Source organism: Lentzea miocenica, assembly GCF_033949945.1.
Lineage (GTDB): Bacteria > Actinomycetota > Actinomycetes > Mycobacteriales > Pseudonocardiaceae > Lentzea > Lentzea miocenica.
Map to the genome: position 1 here is coordinate 147,731 of NZ_JAXAVW010000009.1, position 22,429 is coordinate 170,159.

Annotated in this window: 15 protein-coding genes; 8 read left to right on the forward strand and 7 right to left on the reverse strand. The window is 68.2% G+C overall.

Annotated elements, in window-relative coordinates:
* The first annotated feature begins 174 nt into the window (after positions 1-174).
* On the forward strand, positions 175-2,583 hold the full coding sequence (locus SK803_RS13120; RefSeq protein WP_319966228.1) for an ATP-binding protein: 2,409 nt from the start codon (positions 175-177) through the stop codon (positions 2,581-2,583).
* Here the strand turns inward: SK803_RS13120 and SK803_RS13125 are convergent.
* Together SK803_RS13125 and ribB are read right to left on the reverse strand one after the other, a co-directional pair.
* On the reverse strand, positions 2,573-3,244 hold the full coding sequence (locus tag SK803_RS13125) for an HAD family hydrolase (protein ID WP_319966229.1): 672 nt from the start codon (positions 3,242-3,244) through the stop codon (positions 2,573-2,575). The genes SK803_RS13120 and SK803_RS13125 overlap by 11 nt on opposite strands.
* On the reverse strand, positions 3,241-3,855 hold the full coding sequence (ribB, locus tag SK803_RS13130) for a 3,4-dihydroxy-2-butanone-4-phosphate synthase (protein ID WP_319966230.1): 615 nt from the start codon (positions 3,853-3,855) through the stop codon (positions 3,241-3,243). The genes SK803_RS13125 and ribB overlap by 4 nt, the downstream gene beginning before the upstream one ends.
* Before the next feature lie 332 nt (positions 3,856-4,187).
* Between ribB and SK803_RS13135 the strand changes: the two genes are divergently transcribed.
* Positions 4,188-5,801, forward strand: coding sequence for a glycosyl hydrolase family 18 protein (locus SK803_RS13135; protein ID WP_319966231.1), 1,614 nt, complete (start codon positions 4,188-4,190; stop codon positions 5,799-5,801).
* Between the two features lie 52 nt (positions 5,802-5,853).
* Here SK803_RS13135 and SK803_RS13140 read toward each other — a convergent pair whose 3' ends face one another.
* The 3 genes from SK803_RS13140 to SK803_RS13150 all read right to left on the reverse strand — a co-directional run bounded on the left by SK803_RS13140 (position 5,854) and on the right by SK803_RS13150 (position 9,293).
* Positions 5,854-6,945: a serine hydrolase domain-containing protein gene (locus tag SK803_RS13140; RefSeq protein WP_319966232.1), complete on the reverse strand. Its 1,092-nt coding sequence runs from the start codon at positions 6,943-6,945 to the stop codon at positions 5,854-5,856.
* 82 nt (positions 6,946-7,027) lie between these two features.
* A complete protein-coding gene (locus tag SK803_RS13145) occupies positions 7,028-8,107 on the reverse strand; it encodes a serine hydrolase domain-containing protein (RefSeq protein ID WP_319966233.1) in 1,080 nt (359 codons plus the stop codon).
* 16 nt (positions 8,108-8,123) lie between these two features.
* Positions 8,124-9,293, reverse strand: coding sequence for a M14 family zinc carboxypeptidase (locus SK803_RS13150; RefSeq protein WP_319966234.1), 1,170 nt, complete (start codon positions 9,291-9,293; stop codon positions 8,124-8,126).
* A gap of 424 nt (positions 9,294-9,717) precedes the next feature.
* Between SK803_RS13150 and SK803_RS13155 the strand changes: the two genes are divergently transcribed.
* On the forward strand, positions 9,718-10,482 hold the full coding sequence (locus SK803_RS13155; RefSeq protein WP_319966235.1) for an alpha/beta fold hydrolase: 765 nt from the start codon (positions 9,718-9,720) through the stop codon (positions 10,480-10,482).
* Here SK803_RS13155 and recD2 read toward each other — a convergent pair.
* A complete protein-coding gene (recD2, locus tag SK803_RS13160; protein WP_319966236.1) occupies positions 10,479-12,641 on the reverse strand; it encodes an SF1B family DNA helicase RecD2 in 2,163 nt (720 codons plus the stop codon). The genes SK803_RS13155 and recD2 overlap by 4 nt on opposite strands.
* Before the next feature lie 9 nt (positions 12,642-12,650).
* Positions 12,651-13,562: a carboxyl transferase domain-containing protein gene (locus tag SK803_RS13165; RefSeq protein ID WP_319966237.1), complete on the reverse strand. Its 912-nt coding sequence runs from the start codon at positions 13,560-13,562 to the stop codon at positions 12,651-12,653.
* Positions 13,563-13,707: 145 nt separating this feature from the next.
* Between SK803_RS13165 and SK803_RS13170 the strand changes: the two genes are divergently transcribed.
* The 5 genes from SK803_RS13170 (at position 13,708) to SK803_RS13190 (ending at position 22,380) form a co-directional block, all read left to right on the forward strand.
* Positions 13,708-14,397, forward strand: coding sequence for a response regulator transcription factor (locus SK803_RS13170; RefSeq protein ID WP_319966238.1), 690 nt, complete (start codon positions 13,708-13,710; stop codon positions 14,395-14,397).
* A 23-nt stretch (positions 14,398-14,420) separates the two neighbouring features.
* A complete protein-coding gene (locus tag SK803_RS13175; protein ID WP_319966311.1) occupies positions 14,421-15,392 on the forward strand; it encodes a HAMP domain-containing sensor histidine kinase in 972 nt (323 codons plus the stop codon).
* A gap of 577 nt (positions 15,393-15,969) precedes the next feature.
* Positions 15,970-17,349, forward strand: a complete 1,380-nt coding sequence (locus tag SK803_RS13180; protein ID WP_319966239.1) for a DUF4153 domain-containing protein — start codon at positions 15,970-15,972, stop codon at positions 17,347-17,349.
* A 100-nt stretch (positions 17,350-17,449) separates the two neighbouring features.
* On the forward strand, positions 17,450-21,187 hold the full coding sequence (locus SK803_RS13185; protein ID WP_319966240.1) for a Pls/PosA family non-ribosomal peptide synthetase: 3,738 nt from the start codon (positions 17,450-17,452) through the stop codon (positions 21,185-21,187).
* Positions 21,184-22,380 carry a M1 family metallopeptidase gene (locus SK803_RS13190; protein ID WP_319966241.1) on the forward strand — a complete coding sequence of 399 codons (1,197 nt, stop codon included), beginning with the start codon at positions 21,184-21,186 and terminating at the stop codon, positions 22,378-22,380. Before SK803_RS13185 ends, SK803_RS13190 begins: the two co-directional genes overlap by 4 nt.
* Positions 22,381-22,429: the final 49 nt, after the last annotated feature.

Here is a 22,429-nt window from a genome sequence, read left to right on the forward strand (position 1 = left end):
CAGTTTGTTCCCGAACGAGGATCTGGGGAAGGCAGGCATAACGAGCGCAGTGCGAACCGTCTCGCACGCAAAGACGTGTAACGGGTTGCACACGGCAGGTCAGCACGCACGACCTGCGCACATGCCGGACCGAGACAGGGACGCCCTGCCGTTACGGCTGGAGGAGAGGGACTCATGACCAGCACCGGACGTTGCGCCCTGTGCGACGGCACGCTGCCTCCCGCCACCTCCGAGCAGCGCAGGTCCTACTGCTCCAACGCATGCCGCCAACGGGCCTATCGCCGCCGTGCCACCGTTCCGGCACCAACGCCGGCGACCAGGCAGAACTCGCGCGTGCTCGCGAACCTGCCCGCGGCGCGCGACACGTTCATCGGGCGCCAGCAAGAGCTTTCGAAGCTCGACCAGCTGATGCGCAGGCACCGTCTCGTTACGCTCCTGGGCAGTGCGGGTGCGGGTAAGACCCGGCTCGCGCTGGAGGCCGCGGGACGGTTGCGGCGCGGGCGAACGGACCGGGTTCTCCTCGTCGAACTCGGCGAGGTCACCAGCCCTCAGGACGTCTTGCCGGCCGTTGCACACGCGCTTGGTGTCGTCGCGCAGTCCGACGAACCGTTACGGGACACAGTCGTAGAAACGCTCGTGAACATGAAAGTGGTCGTGGTCCTCGACAACTGCGAACACCTTCTCGACACGTGCGCCGAACTCGCGGACATGCTGCTGAACCGCTGTCCCAGCGTGCGGGTGCTCGCGACGTCACGAGAAGCACTGTGGATCACGGGCGAGGTCAGCTTCCACGTAGAAGGTCTGCCGGTGCCGTCAACGGACCGAGACCTCGTCACTACTGCTGCGCCACGCTCTGAGGCCGTGAAGCTGTTCGTGGACCGGGCGCGCGAACGCAAGCCCGATTTCCGGCTCACCACGGAGAACACGGCTGCGGTCGCGTTGTTGTGCGCACGGCTGGAGGGCATGCCGCTCGCGATCGAGCTGGCGGCGCGCTGGGTGCAGTTGTTGCCGGTCATCGACATCTGCGACCGGATGGACGAACCGCTCGAGCTGCTCACGCTGGGCTGCCGGAAGTCGCCCGCACGCCAGCGTTCCCTGCGCGAAGCCATCGACTGGAGCTACCAGCTGCTCGCGCCGGACGAGCAGTTCGCGTTGCGGCGCCTTTCCGTGTTCGACGGCGGCTTCGATCTGGCCGCTGCCACCGAGGTCTGCTCGTCGGAACGGTCCGCGGAACCGGTGCTGGACGTGCTGTCGCGGCTGCAGGCCAAGTCGTTGCTGACGGCGATCCCCTGCACGACAAGGTTTCGGCAGCTGGAATCGGTTCGGTTGCACGCACGGGAGAAGCTGCTGGCGGCCGGTGAGCTGGACATCGCCTACGAGGCGTTGGCCCGCTGGTTCACGGACCTGTCGGACGTGCTGATCACCGCGCCCTTGTCGGTGCCCGCGGAGGTTCAGGACAAGCTCGACAACCACGTGGACAGCCTGCTCGGCACGGTCGAGTGGGCGGCGGACCGCGGCGACGAACGGTTGCTGCTGCTGACTTCCGCCCTCGCTGACTGCGCTGCCCGGCGCGGCCGGCTCGGACAGGCGCGGGTGATGCTGCGGGACGCGTTGCGGCGACCGTCCACTCGGGACGATTACCGGTGCGTCGCGCTGAACCACGCCGCCAGGTTCGCCGCCGAGCAAGGAGATCACGACGAGGCGCTCGAACTGTCCGGCGAGGCCTCGCGGTTGGTGCGTGAGCTCGGGCAGCCCGCCCTGGTGATGAGTTGCCGCAGCACGTTGGCGGCGGTGCAGCAGTCTTCCGGCGAGTGGGAAGCGTCGGACGAGAACAACACCGAGTGCCTGCGGGTAGCCGAGTTGTTGGGCGAACCCCTCGCGCGTGCGACGTGCTTGGTGGACTTGGCACGCACGGCGTTATCGCTGGGCAAGCACGAACGCGCCGAGAAGGCCGTCATGAAGGCGTTGCCGATCTCGCGCGCGTCGGGCGTTCCCGCGCGCATCGCCTCTGCTCTGAACACACGCGGCGTCGTGGCGTTGGTGCAGGGCGACCTCGACGAGGCGACGCACGCCTTCCAGGAGGCGTTGCGGATGGACGGGATCAACCCGTTGAGCGCGCCTGATGCCTTGGAAGGCTTGGCCGTTGCGGCGTTGATGCGTGGTCAGGCTGAGCGCGCGCTACGACTAGAAGCGACCGGACGTGCGTTGAGGCGTTCCGTCGGGGTCGTGCCGGATCCGTTTTGGGCGGAGAAGGTGAGCGGCGCAATGCGCACTGCACGACTGATGCTGTGTGTCGCGCGCGCGGAGGCTGCCTCTACGCCGTTGACACCTGCAGAGACCGAGGCGTTCATCCAGGACGAGGTGTGGCTGGATCGCACGGAGGCTGCGCACGACTCGTTGGACGATCACGAACGACGGGTGATCGCGCTGCTCGCCACGGGTCTCACGAACCAGCAGATCGCGAACCGGCTCAACGTGTCCGTGCGGACCGTGGCCTCCCGGCTGCAGCGGCTGCGGGACAAGCTGGGGCTGCAGAGCCGGGAGGACATCGCGGCCTGGGGTGCGGAACGCGCTATCGGCTGAGCGCGTAAACGTTTACCCACAGTTGACAGATTTCTTTGGCGGCTACGCGCGCATCGGACGCCTGATGCGCCGCCAGCTTCAGCACTTCGGCATCACGGGCGGTGGTGGCGTTGGGAATCGCGAGCACGGTCATCCCGGCCGCGTGCGCCGAGCGGATGCCCGAACCGGAGTCCTCGACCGCGAGGCAGTGCGCGGGATCCAGGCCCAGCTTGCGCGCGGCGAGCAGGTACGGATCGGGCGCGGGCTTGCCGTTGGTGACGTCGTCGCCGGTCACGATCACCTGCACGTGCCGCATCAGCCCGGACGCCGACGCGGCCGCCCGCACGTAGCGCCGCGGCGAGGCCGACACCAGCCCGACGGGCCCGAGTTCGGCCGCGAGGGCAACGAGTTCCGCGGCACCCGGCAGCATCCCGAACGCACCGCGCGCGATCGCGTCGACCATCCCGTCGACGCATTCGGACACCGCGCGCTCCGGCGTGAGGCCACGGCAGCGTTCGGCGAGGTACGTGCCCCAGGTCGACGTGCCCTGGATCGCCGCCCAGTCCGCACGGGTCCAGACGTGGTCGTGCCTCGCCGCAACGGTGCGGATCACCTGGTTCCACGTCGCGGCGCTGTCGACGAGGGTGTCGTCGAGGTCGAAAACCGTGGCAAGAAGCGTCACAGCGCGACCGCCCTCTCCGGGACGAACGCCGCGATCTGCTCGATGGACACCAGCTTCAGCCAGTGCTGGTCGGCGAACACCCTGAGCTGTGGGAGCCGTGCGACGCTGCCGTCGTCGTTGCACACCTCGCTGATCACCGCGACCGGCTCGAGCCCGCACAACCTCATCAGTTCGACCGCGGCCTCGGTGTGCCCGCGCCGTTCGGCAAGGCCACCCGCCCTGGCGCGCAACGGGAACACGTGCCCAGGCCGGCGCACGCTGAGCGGGGTGCTCGCGGGGTCGGCGAGGACGCGGAGAGTGCGGGCGCGGTCGGCGGCGGAGATGCCGGACTCGATGCCCTCGGCGGCGTCGATCGAGACCGTGTAGGCGGTGCCTTCGGGATCTTCGTTGTCCTGGACCATCAACGGCAGGCGCATCCGATCGGCCACCTCCGGGGCCAGCGGTGCGCAGATCAGGCCGCTCGTGTGCCGCACGTAGAACGCCAGCGCGTGCTGGGTGGCGTGTTCGGCGGCCATGATCAGGTCACCCTCGTTCTCCCGGTCCTCGTCGTCGACGACGATCACCGGGCGGCCTGCGCGCAGGTCGGTGAGTGCTGCCTGGACCGAGTCCATGGTGGGAGTGTGGTCGCGTCGTGCCTGTTCAGGGACGGTGAAGTTCACACCGCAATCGTCACCGCGCGCCGGGTGGCGTTGCTCGGCGGACCGGTCGGTTTGACCCGAACGTGTGGAGAACCGCTTTGGCCTGGAACGAGGTTCGACCGAGAGTCCTCTTTGCGCAGTCGTCCCGGACCGCGAATGGTTGACCAAATAGACGGAGAACAGACAGCGAGCGTCCTGGAACCGTTTTCGGACTGCTCCATTCGAGTGACGGCAGAGGTCTAGACCTTGACCGGGAAGTGGTCTAAACCACATCGTTCCGGTACCCCCTGCGACTGAGGAGACCGATGTCCAAGTTCCGATGGCATCTAGCTGCTCTCTTCGCGGCCGTCGCCGCGTTGGTCCTCGGAATCGTCGTGGTGCCCGCTGCTAGCGGCGCCGGCGGCGTTTCCGCCACGTTCTCCAAGGGTTCGGACTGGGGAACGGGCTTCGAGGGCAAGTACACGATCAAGAACGACAGCTCGGCGGCCCTGACGTCGTGGACTGTCGAGTTCACCCTGCCGGCCAACCACCGCGTGACCTCGCTGTGGGAGGGCTCGTACACGACGAGCGGTCAGACCGTCACGGTCAAGAACACGTGGAACGGCAACATCGGTGTCGGCGGGTCGGTGAGCTTCGGCTTCAACGGCGCGTACACCGGTACGTTCGGCGCGCCGACGAACTGCAAGATCAACGGTGGCTCGTGTGATGCCGGCGGGACGAACCCGACGACCACCACCACGACGTCAACCACTACGACTACTACGACCACCACCACGACCACGACTGGCCCGCCGCCGCCTCCCGGCAAGATCAACCTGGGCTACTTCGCGGAGTGGGGTGTCTACCCGGCGCGCAACTACCAGGTGAAGAACATCGACACCTCGGGTTCCGCCAGCAAGCTCACGCACATCAACTACGCGTTCGGCAACGTGTCGAACGGGCAGTGCACCATCGGTGAGTCCTACCCCGCCCTCGAGAAGGCGATGACGGCGGCGGAGAGCGTGGACGGCGTCGCCGACACGTGGGACCAGCCGGTGCGCGGCAACTTCAACCAGTTGCTCAAGCTGAAGAAGAAGTACCCGGAACTCAAGATTCTCTACTCGTTCGGTGGCTGGACCTGGTCCGGTGGCTTCGGCCAGGCCGCGGCGAACCCGGCCGCGTTCGCCGAGTCCTGCTACAAGCTGCTCGAGGACCCGCGCTGGGCGAACCTGTTCGACGGCATCGACATCGACTGGGAGTACCCGAACGCGTGTGGTCTGTCGTGTGACACCAGCGGTCCGGCGGCGTACAAGAACCTGATGCAGGCGCTGCGTGCCCGCTTCGGTTCGAACTACCTCGTCACCTCGGCGATCACCGCCGACGGTTCGGCCGGTGGCAAGATCGACGCGGCCGACTACGGTCCCGCGGCGCAGTACCTCGACTGGTACAACGTCATGACGTACGACTACTTCGGTGCCTGGGCGGCGCAGGGTCCGACGGCCCCGCACTCTCCGCTCACCTCGTACTCGGGCATCCCGACCGCGGGCTTCAACTCCGAGGCCGCGATCTCCAAGCTGCGCTCGAAGGGCGTTCCGGCGTCCAAGCTGCTGCTCGGCATCGGCTTCTACGGCCGCGGCTGGACGGGCGTGACGCAGGCGACACCTGGTGGCACGGCTACTGGTCCGGCTCCGGGCACGCACGAGGCGGGCATCGAGGACTACAAGGTTCTGAAGACCAAGTGCCCCGCAACGGGCACCGTCGCCGGCACGGCCTACGCGTTCTGCAACGGCCAGTGGTGGAGCTACGACACCCCGCAGACCATCGCCAGCAAGATCTCCTGGGCACGTGGCCAGGGCCTCGGCGGTGCGTTCTTCTGGGAGCTCACCGGTGACACCGCGAACGGTGAACTGATCACAGCGATGAAGAACGCGCTCGGCTAGTTCTTCACAACGCCGGGAGGGGAGCTGGGTCAACCCAGCTCCCCTTTTGTGTTCAGCAGAAGACCTCGGTGAGGAGCTTGTTGAAGGCGTCACCGGGGTTGCCCTCGACCGGCGCGCTGGTGGCGTTGAGCTCGAAGCGCTTCTTGCTGTCCGGCGTGGTCAGCACCTGCGAGGAGTAGCCGGGGATGCCGCCGCCGTGGCCCCAGACCTTGGTGCCGCAGGGCAGGGTCTCGACCTGCAGGCCGAGACCGTACTGCGGGCTGACCGCGGTGGTCTTGCTGATCTCCTGCTGCTGCGCGGGCTTGAGCAGCTTGCCGTCGGCCAGCGCGTTGGCGAACGTGTCCAGGTCGCGGGTCGTGGAGATCATCTCACCGGCGGCCCATGCGACCGACGGGTTCAGGCGGGTGATCTCGGACGGCTTGCCGCCCACGGTCCAGTAGGCGCGCGCGTGCGGGCCCTTGATGTTGACGTTGTCGCCGGGCACCTCGGTGTCGTTGAGGCGCAACGGCTTCAGGATCCGCTGCTCGACGGCCTTCTCGTACGGCCTGCCGGTCAGCTTCTCGACGAGCAGGCCCGCGACGACGTAGTTGGTGTTGGAGTAGCTCCACTTCGTGCCGGGGTCGAAGTCCAGCGGCTTGCTCGTGGACAACGCGAGAAGCTCCTGCGGTGACCAGTGCTTGTAGCGGATCTTCTCGAACTCGTCGGGGCTCAGCGGCAGTGCGTCGGTGTAGTTGTAAAGGCCGCTGGTGTGCTGCAGGACCTGGCGGACGGTGATGCGGCCGTCGATCAGGCCGGGCAGGTAGCGGACGACCGGGGCATCCAGGTCGACCTTGCCCTCGCCCGCGAGTTGCAGCATCACGGTCGACACGAACGTCTTGGTGATGCTGCCGACGCGGAATCTGCCGTCGAGCGGCACCGGCTGGTTGCTGTTCAGGTCGGCCTTGCCTGAACGGGCGGTGAAACGCTGCCGCCCGTCGGTGACCCTCGCCTGCACGCCGAGCGCTCCCCCGCTTTGCGTGATCTGGTCCAACGCCTGCTGGATGACCAAGCGGTCGACGCTCGACGTGTCCGCCGTCGCGACGCCTGCGGTGGTCAGGGCCAGCAGGCTGGCTGCGGTGACTGTGGCTACTAATCGAATCCCCATGCCTCACACCTTGTCGAGGCATGCCGTGTGTCCGCATCCACCTTGAGTCGTACGAAGGCCCTAGGGGTAGCCCTTGCTCCGATCAGCAGAAGATCTCGTCGAGCAGCCCGTAGTAGCCAGGCGTTGGATCACCCGTGCCGATGCCCGCGGAGGCGGACAGCTCGGCACGGCGCTCGAGGTCCGGGGTGAAGAACGCGTAGCTGCCGAAGCCGGGGACGCTGCCGGTGTGGCCGATGATCGTGGTGCCGCACGGAGCCTTCTGGATGAACAGGCCGAGGCCGTACTCCGGGCTGACCGGCGTGGTCTTCATCAGTTCGGCCTGCTGCGCGGGCTTGAGGAGCTTGCCGCTGAGCAGCGCCGCGTAGAAGGTGTCGAGGTCCTTGGTGGTCGTGAGGATGTCGCCCACGGCCCAGAAGACCGACGGGTTCCAGCGGGTGGTGTCGGCCGGCTGACCGTTCACGATGCCGTACGAGTGGGCGTGCGGCCCGTGGATGTTCGGGTTGTCGCCGGGCGGCGTGGTGTCGTTGAGGTGCAACGGCTTCAGGATGCGCTGCTGGACCGTGCGCTCGTAGGACTGCCTGGTGATCTTCTCGATCAGCTGGCCGAGGATCACGAAACCGGTGTTGTTGTACTCCCACCTGGTACCGGGCTCGAACTGGAGCGGCTTGCCCGTCGAGATCGCGATCAGCTCGGACGGCGACCACTGCTTGAACCTGATCGGTTCGAACTCCTGCGGGGTGAACCCGATGGCATCCGTGTAGTTGTAGAGGCCGCTGGTGTGCTGCAACAGCTGCCGGACGGTGATCCGCGCGTCGACCAGGCCGGGCAGGTAGCGGACGACCGGCGCGTCCAGCTCGACCCTGCCCTCGCCGGCGAGTTGGAGGACGACCGTCGCGGTGAAGGACTTGGTGATGCTGCCCGCGCGGAACCTGCCGTTCAACGGAACCGGGCGGGTACCGCCCAGTTCCGCGGTGCCGGACCGGGCGGTGAAGCTGTCGCGGCCTTCCGTGACGCGAACCTGCGCGCCCTGGGCCGCGGTGCCGGTGATCTGGTCGAGTGCCTGCTGGACGATCTCGCGGTCGATCTGCTGGTCGTCGGCGACCGCGGTGCCGGTGAACAGCAGGCTGAATGCGGCAACAGTTGCCAGTAAGCGTGTCCCCATGACGTCCAAGATGCCGTCAATAGGGCTTGGACGCCGCCTTCATGGCCGAAACGAGCATGGAACGCACTTTCGGCCAATGCACGTCCTGCTGGCACGAGTACGGCGGGACAAAACCACCGCAGGTACCCGACGAGGCGCCGATCTCCCACACGAAGCTGGGCACGCCCAGGTCGTCGTACACCCAGTCGTCCGTTGCGCCGGAAGCGTTGTAGAGCAGCTCGCCGGGCTGTCCGGCGCGAAAACCCGACAGTGCGGCCATGTCGTTCGCCATCTTGCGCAGCGCCGCGTCGTTGCCGGTCTTCTGCGTGCTCCAGCCCCACGGGAAGAGCACGTAGTTTCCGTAGCTGTGCATGGAGATCACGGCGCCGGTGGTGTCCGTGGTGGCCGCCGCGGTGTCGCCGGGTGCGCGGGTGTCGCGGTAGAGCTTGCGCCACAACGACTCCAGGGCCTGGGTCTCGACCTCGGAGTCGGCGCGCGGGCCGCGGTAGATGTCGCTGCACTTGTTGGTGGACGTGCCGACCTCGCCCCAGTGCGAGCCGGCGTTGCGGTTGAGGTCGACGCCGCGCGGGCCGGAGCTGCAGGTGCCGTTGGCGTTCTTGCGGTGCAGGACCGGCGAGTCGCCGCCGGACTCGACGATCTCGACGCCGTCGGGGTTCGCGATCGGGACGACCCAGACCTCCACCGAGCCGAGCATCGCCTTGAGGTCCGACCCGACCAGGTCGTCGATGAATCGCCACGCCATGTCGCCGGTCGTGATTTCACGGGCGTGGAGTTGCCCCATCACGAACAACCGCGGTTTCGGCGCGGTGGGCGTCAATGCGCAGTCGCCCGGGCCTTTCTGCGTGATGCAGATGGCTTTCAGGTCATATCCGCCACCGCCCTGCGCCTTGCGCCAGGAGTCGCCGTAGTCGACCACGGTCGCGAGTTCGGGATGGGCTTGGGCGACTTCGTCGAGATGGGCGAGATGGGCGGTAATGGTCCGATAGCCGCCGTAGTAGATCGTATCGGCGAGAGAGCGCGGTTCCCGTTGAGACGGCGGCATCGCCGTCTCGACAGAGGACCCGAAACCGTCAGAGCGCAGCTTGTCGGCGGTGTGCGCATCGCCCATCACGAACAGGTCGTCGCGGTCGCGCTGCTCCAGCACGTCGTAGCCGAGCCCGAGCAACCGTTGCGCGGAATCACCCATTGGTGCGGGCACACGCAGCACATATGTCGTCGGTGGGCCCTCCGCCGGCGCTGGTGAGGGGCTCAGCAGAAGAGCCAGACAGGCAAACAGGGCGACGGCGGTGCGCATGATCAACGATCATCGACCGTCCGGCCCGGTCCCGCCAGTCCGTTCGACCGACCGGATGATTACCGTCCGGTGCTTGGGATCGAGAAAGCGACCACTTGGCGCGTTGTGACGGAAATCAATAGGCTTTCTCCCAGAATCGCACCGGCTATTGTGGGTCTCGGGAAGACAACGGGAGCTCGAACCATGGATCATCTCTACAACGACGGCGTCACTGAGATCTCCCACTTCCCCTGGCGCGGTTCTCTCGCGGACGACGACGAGGGGCTGGAGCCGACCATCGTCCGCAGCATGGACTGACGAAACTCGGGGGTTTCCCATGACCGGCCTGTCCACCGTCGTCAAGGGCACCGGCCCGGCCCTGCTGCTCGTGCACGGGGCCGGCGGCAGCATCCAGGCCAACTACGGCCCGATCGTGGGCACCCTCACCCAGTACTTCACCGTCATCGCGCCGGACCTGCCGGGCTCCGGCGGCTCACCGAAGGCGGCGGGCGCGCTCGATCTGGACAAGCTCGCCGACGACCTCGTGGGCATCGCGGTGAAGGCCGGGCACGAGTCGTTCTTCGTCTCCGGCTACTCGATGGGCTGCGCGGTCGCCGTCACCATCGCCGTGCGGCACCCCGAGCGGGTGCGCGGGCTGGTGCTGAGCACGCCGTTCACGAAGATCGACGACGCGACCAAGGCGAAGATCGACCACTGGAAGTCGCTGCTGGACGGGTCCCGCGAGGTGCTGTCGCGGTTCATCCTCTCGGTGATGTGCAGCAAGGAGTACCTGGCCAAGCTGACGCCCGCGCAGGCGGAGGGCTTCGCCGAGCTGATCGGCGCGAGCGTGCCGACCGGGTCCCCCTCGCACGTCGACCTGATCCTGAAGATCGACCTGACCGACGTGCTGCCGCGGGTGTCGCAACCGACGCTGGTGATCGGCGCGTCCGGTGACCAGCTGCTGTCGCACGACCTGGGCAAGCAGGTCTCGGACCTCGTCCCCGGATCGAAGTACACCGACATCGCGTGCGGGCACGCGATCGCGCTGGAGTCCGCGATGCCGTGGGCGCGGCTGATCACGGACTACCTGACGTCGATCTAGTCGGTTCTCAGACGGTGGGCCAATGCCGTGTGGCGGCGGCCCGCCCCGACGGTTCGGACAGCCTGGCCGATCGCGCGTTTCGAGCCCACCAGCACCACGAGCTTCTTCGCGCGCGTGACCGCGGTGTAGAGCAGGTTGCGTTGCAACATCATCCACGCGCTGGTCGTGATCGGGATGACCACGCACGGGTACTCGCTGCCCTGTGACCGGTGGATGGTCATGGCGTAGGCGTGGCTGAGCTCGTCCAGTTCCGAGAACTCGTAGTCGACTTCCTCGTCCTCGTCGGTGCGGATGGTCAGCTTCTGCTCGACCGGGTCCAGCGCGATGACGACGCCCAGGGTGCCGTTGAAGACGCCGTTCTTGCCCTTGTCGTAGTTGTTGCGGATCTGGGTGACCTTGTCGCCGACCTTGAACACCCTGCCGCCGAAGCGTTTCTCGGGCAGGTTGTCGCGTGACGGCGTGAGGGCTTCCTGGAGCACGGTGTTCAGCGAACCCGCGCCGGCCGGGCCGCGGTGCATCGGTGCGAGGACCTGGATGTCCTTGCGCGGATCGAGCCCGAACTTGCGCGGGATGCGGTTCGCGACGACGTCCACGGTCGTCGTCGCCGCTTCCTCGGCTTCGTCGGTGCTGAACAGGAAGAAGTCCGGAAGTCCTTGCACCAACGGGTAGTCGCCGCTGTTGATGCGGTGGGCGTTCGTGACGACGCCGGATTCCTGGGCCTGGCGGAAGATGTGCGTGAGGCGGACGTTCGGGATCGGGCTTCCTTGCGCCAGAACGTCTCTGAGCACCTCGCCCGCGCCGACGGACGGCAGCTGGTCGACGTCGCCCACGAGCAACAGGTGGGCGCCGGGCGGGACCGCCTTCACGAGTTTGTTGGCCAGCAACAGGTCCAGCATCGAGGCCTCGTCCACGACGACCAGGTCGGCGTCGAGCGGGTGATCGCGGTCGTACGCCGCGTCGCCGCCGGGCTTGAGTTCCAGCAGCCGGTGGACCGTGCGGGCCTCGTGGCCGGTCAGTTCGGTGAGGCGCTTGGCCGCCCTGCCGGTGGGCGCGGCCAGCACGATCTTGGCGCGCTTGGCCTGGGCCAGACGGACGATCGAGCGGACGGTGAAGCTCTTGCCGCAGCCCGGTCCGCCGGTGAGCACCGCGACCTTCTGCGTCAACGCGAGCTTGACCGCTGCCGACTGGTGTTCCTCGAGGTCGGTGCCGAGCCAGGCGAACGCCTTGTCCCAGTCGACGCCGGAGAAGGCGGGCATGCGGTCCGTGTCGCTGTGCAGCAGGCGTTTGAGCTGCGCGGCCATCGAGATCTCCGCGCGGTGGAACGGGATCAGGTAGATGGCGATCTCGTCGTCCGGGAGTTCCTCGCGGACCACGCCCTCCTCGTCGACGAGCTCGGCCAGGCAGTCGATGACCAGGCCGGTGTCGACCTGGAGGATCTTGATGGCCTCCGCGATGAGCGCCTGTTCCGGCAGGTAGCAGTTGCCGTCGGTGGTGGCCTCGGAAAGCGTGTACTGCAGGCCGGCCTTGACCCGTTGCGGGCTGTCGTGCGGGATGCCGACGGCTTTGGCGATCACGTCGGCGGTCTTGAAGCCGATGCCCCAGACGTCGCTTGCCAGCCGGTAGGGCTCTTCCTTCACCACCTCGATGGCCTTGTCCGCGTACTGCTTGTAGACCCGGACGGCCAGCGACGTGGACACGCCGACGCCCTGCAGGAAGACCATGACCTCCTTGATGGCCTTCTGCTCCTCCCAGGCGTCCGCGATGAGCTTGGTGCGCTTGGGGCCGAGCTTCGGGACCTCGATGAGGCGCTCGGGAGCGTGCTCGATGACGTCCAGCGCGTCGACACCGAAGTGCGTGACGATCTTGTCCGCGAGCACCGGGCCGATGCCCTTGATCAGGCCGGAACCGAGGTAGCGGCGGATGCCCTGGATCGTCGCGGGCAGGATCGTCGTGTAGTCGTCGACGTGGAACTGCTTGCCGTACTGCGGATGCGAGCCCCAGGTGCCGCGCATGCGGATCGACTCGCCCGGCTGCGCGCCGAGCAACGCGCCGACGACCGTGACCAGGTCGCCGCGGCCCGTGTCGACCTTCGCGACGGTGTAGCCGTTGTCCTCGTTGGCGTAGGTGATCCTTTCCAGGACCGCTTCGAGGACGTTCATGCTGTGAACCTACAACGGGATGTTGCGGTGGTGTCCTCTGCGGACCGGTGCCTGTGCGAAGGCGTCGACGAGGACACGGCGGGTGTCGTGCGGTTCGACGACCGCGTCGACGCCGTCGTGCCGCGCGCCCGGCCAGGCGAAGACCCTGGTGGCGCCGAGCGAGCGGGCGTTCATGGTGACGTTCGCGGTGCCCGTGACCAGGGTGATCCTCGGGACGACGCTCTCCGCGAACGCGTGCAGCAGCTTGGCGCCGTCGCGGACCTCGCCGCCGGTGTCCTGCGCGCCGGCGACGGCGATCAGCGGGATGCCGAACGCGTCGCACATGCGGACGAACCGTGCGCCCTTCTCCACGGCCGTGGCGTCGAGCGGGCCGGACTGCTCGGCGACGCCTACCGTGCGGCCACCGAGCCTGCCGAGGCTGGTGCGGAGAGCGTGGCTGGCGCCGAGGTGCAGTGGTCCGGCGTCGAACAGCGACGGGCCCCCGTTCGGGACGGGGTTGAAGGTGCCCTGCCGGCCCAGCAGGTCGACGACCTGACGGGCGGTGCGCACGGCATCGGGCTCGGCGGTGACGAGGACGTCGGCGATCTCCGGGTCGTTCGAGATGACGACGTCGCTGAGGGCCGGGCCGTAGGCGTCGGTGCCTTGGAGGCGCTCCAAGACGATCGCGATCTGGGGAATCCAGCCGGACGCGCGGGTCATGGCGGCGAACGCCTGGCCGGTGTCCTCGATGTCGGTGCGGGAGGTGGGGCGCCAGCAGCCGACGACGGGGCATCCCTCGCGCACTGCCTGGTCAACCGCCGCGACAACGCCCTCCAGTCCGTTGTAGGCGTACGCGTGGGCGCCCTGCACGTCACCGCGGGCGTACGCCGTTCCGAACCAGGTCGCGGAGTCGGGATCGAAGAGCGAGGTGAGCCCGGCCATGTTCGGAGCCTAAGGAGATGGTTCGCGTTGTTAACAGTGCTGAGGTTCCCGCTTCCGGTAACCGGCGGGTAACTGTCCGGCTTCTGCACACGATCTTCACAACTTGTCCCGGCGTCCTCCACGACATGCCCATAAAGTCGCCGTCATGACAGGTCAGCGCCGGGTGCTCGTCGTGGAGGACGACATCACGATCGCCGAGTCCGTGGCCGCCCGGCTGCGGGCCGAGGGGTTCGTGGTGTCGGTGGCTCATGACGGGCCCTCGGGAGTCGCGATGGCGGCCTCGTTCGTGCCTGACCTGGTCGTTCTGGACGTGATGCTGCCGGGGTTCGACGGGCTCGAGGTGTGCCGGCGGATCCAGGCGTCGCGGTCGGTGCCGGTGCTGATGCTGACCGCGCGGGGGGACGAGACCGACCTGCTGGTCGGGCTCGCCGTGGGAGCCGACGACTACCTGACCAAGCCGTTCTCGATGCGGGAACTGGCGGCGCGGGTGCACGTGCTGCTGCGGAGGGTCTCCCGGGCGGTGTCCTCCACGTCCATGGAGCTCGGGGATCTCGTGATCGACCTGGCCGGGCGCCGGGTGCGCCGGGCCGGTGTCGAGGCGCACCTGACGCCGACCGAGTACGACCTGCTGGTGTTCCTCGCCGAGCGGCCGTCCGCCGTGCAGGCGCGGGAGCGGTTGCTGGCGGAGGCGTGCGGGTGGCACGAGGGAGCTTCGTCGCGGACCGTCGACAGCCACGTGAAGGCGTTGCGGCGCAAGCTCGGAGCCGACCTGATCCGGACCGTGCACGGCGTCGGGTACGCGCTGGAGATTCCCCAGAAGAAGGTGTCTCCGTGAAGACGGTTCTGGGCTGGCTGGACATGTTGCCGCGGCCGTTGGACTCGGTGCGGTCGATCAAGCTCAAGCTCGGCATCGTCATCGTGGTGTCGGGGTGCGTGTCGTTCGCCTACTTCCGTTACGTGACGGGGTGGTTGCCACCGCGGACGACGTTGATCGCCTTGGTTCTGGGGTTGCTGACCTCGCAGTTGCTGGCGCACGGCATGACTTCTCCGTTGCGGGAGATGACTTCCGCGGCTCGGTCGATGGCTTCCGGGGACTACTCGCGGTCCGTGCGGGCGACCTCGTCGGACGAGGTCGGGCAGTTGGCGGAAGCGTTCACGGTGATGGCCGCCGACCTCGCCGCCGCCGATCAGCAGCGGCGGGAGTTGATCGCGAACGTGTCGCACGAGCTGCGGACACCGATCTCGGCGTTGCAGGCAGTGCTGGAGAACGTGGTCGACGGCGTTGCCGTGGCTGACGCGGCGACCATGAAGACCGCTCTCGCGCAGACCGAACGGCTGGGACGGCTGGTCACCGAGCTGCTGGACCTGTCGAAGATCGACGCCGGGGTGCTGTCGCTGAACCGGGAAGTGCTGTCGGTCTCCTCGCTGGTGGCCGATGTGGTGGCAGAGGCCGCTGTGGCTGCCCCTGCGGCGTCGTTCTCGATCGACGTGCCGGGGGATCTGGAGGTTCTGGCTGATGGGGAACGGCTGCACCAGGTGTTGGTGAACCTGGTGGACAACGCCGCCCGGCACGGACCCACCGGGGGGTTGGTGTCCGTGTCGGGTTCGTCGGCCGGTGCTTCGGTGGTGCTGGAGGTCCGGGACGAGGGGCCGGGGATCGCCCTGGCCGACCGGTCCCGGATCTTCGAGAGGTTCACCCGCGGGGAGAGGGCCGGGGGTGGCGGGACCGGGCTCGGTCTGGCCATCGCCCGGTGGGTGGTGGACCTGCACGGCGGGACGATCGCCGTGGTGGACCCCGGGTCGTGCATCCGGGTGACTTTGCCTCGCTGACTTTGTTCTTTGTTCGCACCCGCTGTCGGTTGGTGTGACGGTGAAGCGCGCCCGTTTTCGGGCTTGGGAGAGAGACATGACTGACTCGACGCAATCGCCTGACTCCTCGGAGTCGTCATCGGGGGATGCCGCCGCGCGGCGGTATCGGCACTTCCGGAAGGTGGGGTACCGGCCTGTTGCCGGGGGTCGGGAGCCGGCTGGGGCTGGGGATTCGCCGGGGGCCGAGGAGGTTGAGGATGTAGAGGCTGCGGAGGGCGCGGAAGGCGCCGAGGCAGGCTCTCGCAGGGGTACCCCCGAGCTGGGAACCCCTACAACTCAACCTACTCAGGAGGTCCGACAAGATCGGCCGGCGAGCGAGAGCCCTGCGGAGGCGGCGGAAGAGTCCAAGCCTGCGCAGGCGGCCGAGAAGCCCGCCGAGGAGCCCAAGCCCGCGCAGGTCGCCACCGCCACCCTCCCCCCGCCCTCACCGTGGCAGGGCCCGCCCCGCTACCCGAACGCGGCGGTGGTCATGTCCGCGCCGGGCGTTCCGTTCATGCCCTGGTGGCGGCCGCCCACGACCGGCGCCCCCGCCCAGGTGATGGTCATCGGGCTCATCGCGGGTCTGGCCGGCGCGTTCCTCGCCGTGCCCGGCAACGGCATCGGCTGGTTCCTGGCCGGGCTGTGCGGCGTCGGGGCGGTGTTGTTCTACGCGGGCAAGCCGTCCGTCGAACGTGCGCTCTGGCTGGCGGGTGCGCTCGCGTTCCTGGCGATGGGCTTCCTGCGGGCGGCTGAGTGGATCTTCCCGTTGAGCCTGCTGGCGTCGATGCTGTGCGGCTCGATCGCGATGGCGGGCGGGAAGACGGTGCGGGGGCTCGTGTTCGGCGCCGTGGGTGTGGGGCTGGGCGGGTTGCGGTCGATTCCGTGGGTCGCGAAGGGGTTCAGCAAGCGGGGGCCGATCGGCGTCAGGCCGTTCGTCTCGGTCGGCGTGGCGCTGGTGTTGTTGCTGGTCTTCGGGTCGTTGCTGGCCGGGGCGGACAAGGGCTTCAACGACTTCCTGGAAAGCCTGGTGCCCGACCTCGACGTCGGCGTCTACGTGCAGATGACGTTCTACGGGGTTGTTGCAGCGGCCGGGGCGCTGGGGGCGTGTTACCTGGTGGCGGCGCCGCCACAGATCAACGAGGACGCGGAGGCCAAGCCGGGTTCGTTGCGGCTCAAGGACTACGGGTTGCCCGTTGGTGTGCTTGTGGTGCTGTTCACCGGGTTCGTGGGGACGCAGCTCGCGGTCTTGTTCGGTGGTGAGGCTTATGTGATGAAGACGGCCGGCGTCACGTTTGCGGAGTACGCGAGGTCCGGCTTCTGGCAGCTGCTGTGGGTCACCATTCTCACGCTCGGGGTAATTGCCGGTGTCGCGCGGTTCGCCGTGAAGAAGACGGCGCGGGAACAGTTGTGGCTGCGGGTTCTGCTCGGTTCGCTGGCGGTGCTCACGCTGGTGATCGTGGCCAGTGCGTTGAGCCGCATGTGGTTCTACCAGCAGGCATACGGGTGGACCGTGCTGCGGCTTCTCGTTGCGTCGTGCGAAGTCTGGCTGGCTGTTGTCTACGTGCTGGTGATCGCGGGCGGCATCACGTTGCGTGCCAACTGGTTGCCCAAGGCGATCGTCGGGACCGGGACGGCGTTCCTGCTGACCGTCATGGTGATGAACCCCGAACGGGTGGTCGCCGACTACAACGTGTCGCGGTTCGAGGCGACGCAGAAGATCGACACCTACTACCTGTCGCAGTTGTCGGAGGACGCGGTGCCGGCGTTGGTCCGGCTGCCCGCGCACGAACGCTCGTGTGCCTTGCGGTGGTTGAAAGAACGCAGCGTCGAGCAGGACTGGCGAGAGTTCAACCTCGCGCGTTACACGGGCCAGAAGTCACTCGAAAGTGTTGCGGTGACTCAAGTCACCTGTGAGAGCGCCTACCCCGAAGGGCGGTAGTCCGTTAATTGGAGGTAAAGTCGCAGGTCTGCCAGTTGCCGAGAGGGTGAGAAGTGACGCTGTCGTGACCATTGCGGCTGAACCCGTTGTTCTTCGATCGATGTTCACGGCAGGGGATGCGCCGGCACCGCGCACACTCCTGGACATCTTGCGCGCGAGTGCCGAAAAGCACCCGAACGCGCTGGCCGTCGACGACGGCACCACCGCGCTGACGTACCGCGCACTGATCTCAGAAGTACTGGAACTCAAGGAAAAGCTGGCCGGCGACGGGATCGGGGTCGGCGACCGGGTCGGCATTCGCGTGCCGTCCGGGACCGCCGACCTCTACGTCTCGATCCTGGCGACCCTCGCGGCGGGCGCGGCCTACGTGCCCGTCGACTTCGAGGACCCGGACGAGCGGGCGGAGCTCGTGTTCGGCGAAGCGGGCGTGTCCGCCGTGCTCGGCGAAGGCCGATCCATTGTGCTGCAAGGCCCGGCGCTCGGCGTTCCCGGCGAGCCGTCGCTGGACAACGACGCGTGGATCATCTTCACCTCCGGTTCGACCGGCAAGCCCAAGGGCGTCGCCGTGACGCACCGCAACGCCGCTGCGTTCGTGGACGCCGAGGCGCGGCTCTTCCTGCAGGACGAGCCGATCGGGCCGGAAGATCGAGTGCTGGCCGGGCTTTCGGTCGCGTTCGACGCCTCCTGCGAGGAGATGTGGCTCGCGTGGCGCTACGGCGCCTGCCTGGTGCCCGCGCCGCGTTCGCTGGTGCGCACCGGCATGGACCTCGGACCGTGGCTGGTCGAGCAGGAGATCACCGTCGTGTCCACGGTTCCGACGCTGGCCGCGCTGTGGCCGGTCGAGGCGCTGGACGACGTGCGGCTGCTCATCTTCGGCGGCGAGGCCTGCCCGCCGGAGCTGGCCGAGCGTCTCGCGGTCGAGGGCCGCGAGGTGTGGAACACCTACGGGCCAACGGAAGCGACGGTTGTCGCCTGTGCCGCGCAAATGACCGGTACCGGTCCCGTGCGCATCGGTTTGCCGTTGGACGGCTGGGAACTCGTCGTCGTCGACGCTCAGGGCGAGGTCGTGCCGATGGGCGAGTCCGGCGAGCTGGTGATCGGCGGTGTCGGCCTGGCCCGCTACCTGGACGAGGCGAAGGACGCCGAGAAGTACGCGCCGCTGCCGTCCATGGGCTGGGACCGCGCATACCGCAGCGGTGACATGGTCCGCGCCGAGCCGGAGGGCCTGGTGTTCCTCGGCCGCGCGGACGAGCAGATCAAGCTCGGCGGCCGGCGCATCGAGCTGGGCGAGGTGGACGCGGCGCTGGCGGCGTTGCCCGGTATCGCGGGTGCCGCCGCTGCCGTGCGCACCACACGGGGCGGCAACCAGATCCTCGTCGGCTACGTGGTCGTCGACGGCGAGTTCGACCAGGACGCGGCCGTCGAGCAGTTGCGTGCCGAACTGCCCGCGGCGCTGGTGCCGTTGATCGCGGTCGTCGACACGCTGCCGACGCGCACGTCCGGCAAGGTCGACCGCGCCGCGCTGCCGTGGCCGCTGGAGTCGATGGACACCGCGGGCGTGGTGTTCTCCGGGCTGGAAGGCTGGCTCGCGGAGCAGTGGGCCGCGGTGCTCGGCTCCGGGCCTGCTTCCGAGGGCGCGAACTTCTTCTCGTCCGGCGGTAGCTCGCTGGGCGCCGCACAGCTGGTCTCGATGATCCGCACGCGGTACCCGAGCACGTCCGTGTCGGACATCTACCAGAACCCGACGCTGTACAAGCTGGCGCGGCGCCTCGAGTCGTACGGCGAGACGGCGGAGGTGCGCGAGGTCGCGCCGACGCCGCGGCTGACCGGTGTGATCCAGACGCTGCTGATGATCCCGCTGCTCACCATTTCCGGTGCGCGCTGGGTCGTCGCGCTGACCGCCCTTTCGAACGTGCTGGGCTGGACTTCCGTTTCCTGGTGGTGGGTCGTCGCCGGGTGGGCGGTGTTCATCAGCCCCGCCGGGCGTCTCGCGATCTCCGCGGGTGGCGCGCGGTTGTTGCTGCGCGGTGTGAAGCCCGGCGAGTACCCGCGTGGCGGTTCTGTCCACTTGCGACTGTGGACCGCCGAGATGCTGGCGCGGATGTCACGCGCTACCGAGCTTTCCGGTTCGTGGGTGACGCACTACGCACGGGCGTTGGGCGCGAAGATCGGCTCCGGTGTCGACCTGCACTCGCTGCCGCCGGTCACCGGCATGCTGAAGGTCGGCCGTGGCGCGGCCGTCGAGCCCGAGGTCGACCTGTCCGGCTGGTGGCTGGACGGCGACCGGCTGGTGCTGGGCCGCATCCGGATCGGCGCGGGCGCGACCATCGGTGCGCGCAGCACGCTGTTCCCCGGTGCGCGGATCGGCAAGCGGGCCGAGGTGGCACCGGGTTCGGGCGTCGTCAGGTCCGTGCCGACCGGTCAGCGCTGGGCCGGTGTGCCCGCCACCCGCGAGGGCAAGGCGTCGCGCTCGTTCCCGTCGCGTCGTCCCACGCGGTCGTACTTCTGGAATCTGATGTACGGCGTGTCCTCCGGCCTGCTGGGCGCGCTGCCGTTGCTGGCGGCGGCTCCGGCCCTGCTCTACGTGCTGCGCCGGCCGGTAACGCTCACGTCGGCGTTGTGGGACGTGCCGGTCGCCTCGGCGATCTGGTTCGGCACCTACGCGTTGCTGGTCCTGGTTTCCGTACGCCTGCTGGGCATCGGCATGCGCGAGGGCTACTACCCCGTGCACAGCCGCGTCGCGTGGGCCGCGTGGACGACCGAGCGGTTGATGAACAACGCCCGCACGGCCCTGTTCCCGCTGTACGCCTCGCTGTTCACGCCGGTGTGGCTGCGTCTGCTCGGCATGAAGGTCGGCCGCCACGTGGAAGCGTCCACCGTGGTGGCGCTGCCGAAGATGACCCGCGTGGGCGACGGCGCGTTCCTGGCCGACGACACGATGGTCGCGACCTACGAACTCGGCGGCGGCTGGCTGCGCATCGCGACCGCCCGCGTGGGCAAGCGCGCGTTCCTGGGCAACTCGGGCATGACCGCACCCGGCCGCAACGTGCCGAAGGGCGGACTGGTCGGCGTGCTGTCGGCGGCGCCGAAGCGGGCCAAGGCCGGTTCGTCCTACCTGGGCATGCCACCGATGAAGCTGCCGCGCGCGGCCGAGGTGTCCGACCAGTCGCGCACCTACAACCCGCCCAAGCACCTGATGTGGGCGCGGGCGCTGGTGGAGCTGTGCCGGTTCGTCCCGGTGATGCTGAACGTCGCTTTGGTCGTGCTCGTCCTGTTCGCGCTGAAGGAGTTCGGACTCTGGTGGTCCGGCGTCGTTCTGCTGGGCGCCGGTGTCGCCGCGTGCCTGGTCGCCGTCATCGCCAAGTGGGTGCTCGTGGGCCGCTTCAAGGTGCGTGAGTACCCGCTGTGGTCGGCGTTCGTGTGGCGCAACGAGCTGGCGGACACGTTCGTCGAGGTGCTCGCGGTGCCGTGGCTGGTCGGCTTCTCCGGTGGCACGCCGCTGATGAACCTGTGGCTGCGTTCGCTGGGCGCGTCCGTGGGCCGTGGCGTGTGGTGCGAGTCGTACTGGCTGCCCGAGGCCGACCTGGTGACTCTGGGCGCCGGTGCGTCGGTCAACCGCGGCTGCGTCGTGCAGACGCACCTGTTCCACGACCGGATCCTGCGGATGGACCGGGTGACACTGGGCTCCGGCGCCACTTTGGGGCCGCACGGCATCGTCCTGCCGGGAGCGTCCGTCGGCGCGCACACCACCATCGGACCCGCCTCGCTGGTCATGCGCGGAGAGGATGTACCGTCGGGAACCCGTTGGCTGGGCAACCCGATCTCCGCGTGGACATGAGCTTCTCCGTACACCATTACGCACTAGAGCTTGACTACAAGCCGCACTCCGCACGCCTCTCGGGGCGTGCGGTTCTGCAGGCTTCCTGCGTTTCCCTGTCGTCGTTCTCCCTGTCCTTCGGCTCGTTGCGGGTCTCCAAAGTGCTGGTGAACGGCAAACCGGCGCGCTACGCGCACGCGGGCGGCGTCCTGAACATCCGCGCCGCCGTCCGCGGCGCCTTCTCCGTCGAGGTGCGCTACTCGGGGATGCCCGTGCCGGTGTCCACACCGGAGTGGGGCGACCTCGGCTGGGACCAGCTCACCGACGGCTCCATCGTGGCCTCCCAGCCCTTCGGCGCGCCGTCGTGGTTCCCGTGCCTGGACGTGCCTGCCTCGAAGGCCTCGTACCTGCTGGACGTGACCGCGCCGTCGTCGTACATGGTCGTGGGCAACGGAGTTCTGGTGGACGGCAAGGTGTCCGGCAGCACCACCCGCTGGACGTACTCGATGGCCGCGCCGATGGCCTCGTACCTGGCGACCGTCCAGATCGGGCAGTACGTCGAAGCGTTGCCCGGTGTGTGGTCCCCGCCCCGGCTGCGCAGGCTCGTGGCCCACGACTTCGGCCGGCAGAACCAGATGATCTCGCTGTTCTCGTCGTTGTTCGGGCCCTACCCGTTCGCCACCTATTCGGTCGTGGTCACCGATGACGCGCTGGACGTTCCCGTTGAGGCACAAGGCTTGTCGACGTTCGGCGCCAACCACGTCGACGGGCGGCGCGGCTCCGAACGACTGGTGGCACACGAGTTGGCGCACCAGTGGTTCGGCAACTCCGTCGGAATTGCCGCGTGGGAGCACATCTGGCTCAACGAGGGCTTCGCCTGCTACTCGGAGTGGCTGTGGTCAGAGGCTTCCGGTGGCCGGTCCGCGGACGCCTGCGCCGCCGGGGCCCGGGATCTGTTGCGGCGGTTGCCGCAGGACCTGGTGATCGGCCAGCCGCCGCGGGCTGACTGGTTCGACGACCGGGTCTACAAGCGCGGGGCTTTGACGTTGCACGCCTTGCGTCGCGAGATGGGTGACGACTCGTTCTTCGCGCTGCTGCGGGAGTGGTGTGCGCGGAACCGGCACGGGGTGGTGACCACGGAGGACTTCCTGGCGCTGGCCGGGCACCGGGAGCTGCTCACGCGGTGGCTGTTCAAGGCCGCGCTGCCCGTCTAGGTCTGGTACGGGTAGAGCTCGATCTCCGGTACCCGAAAGGAGATCAGAC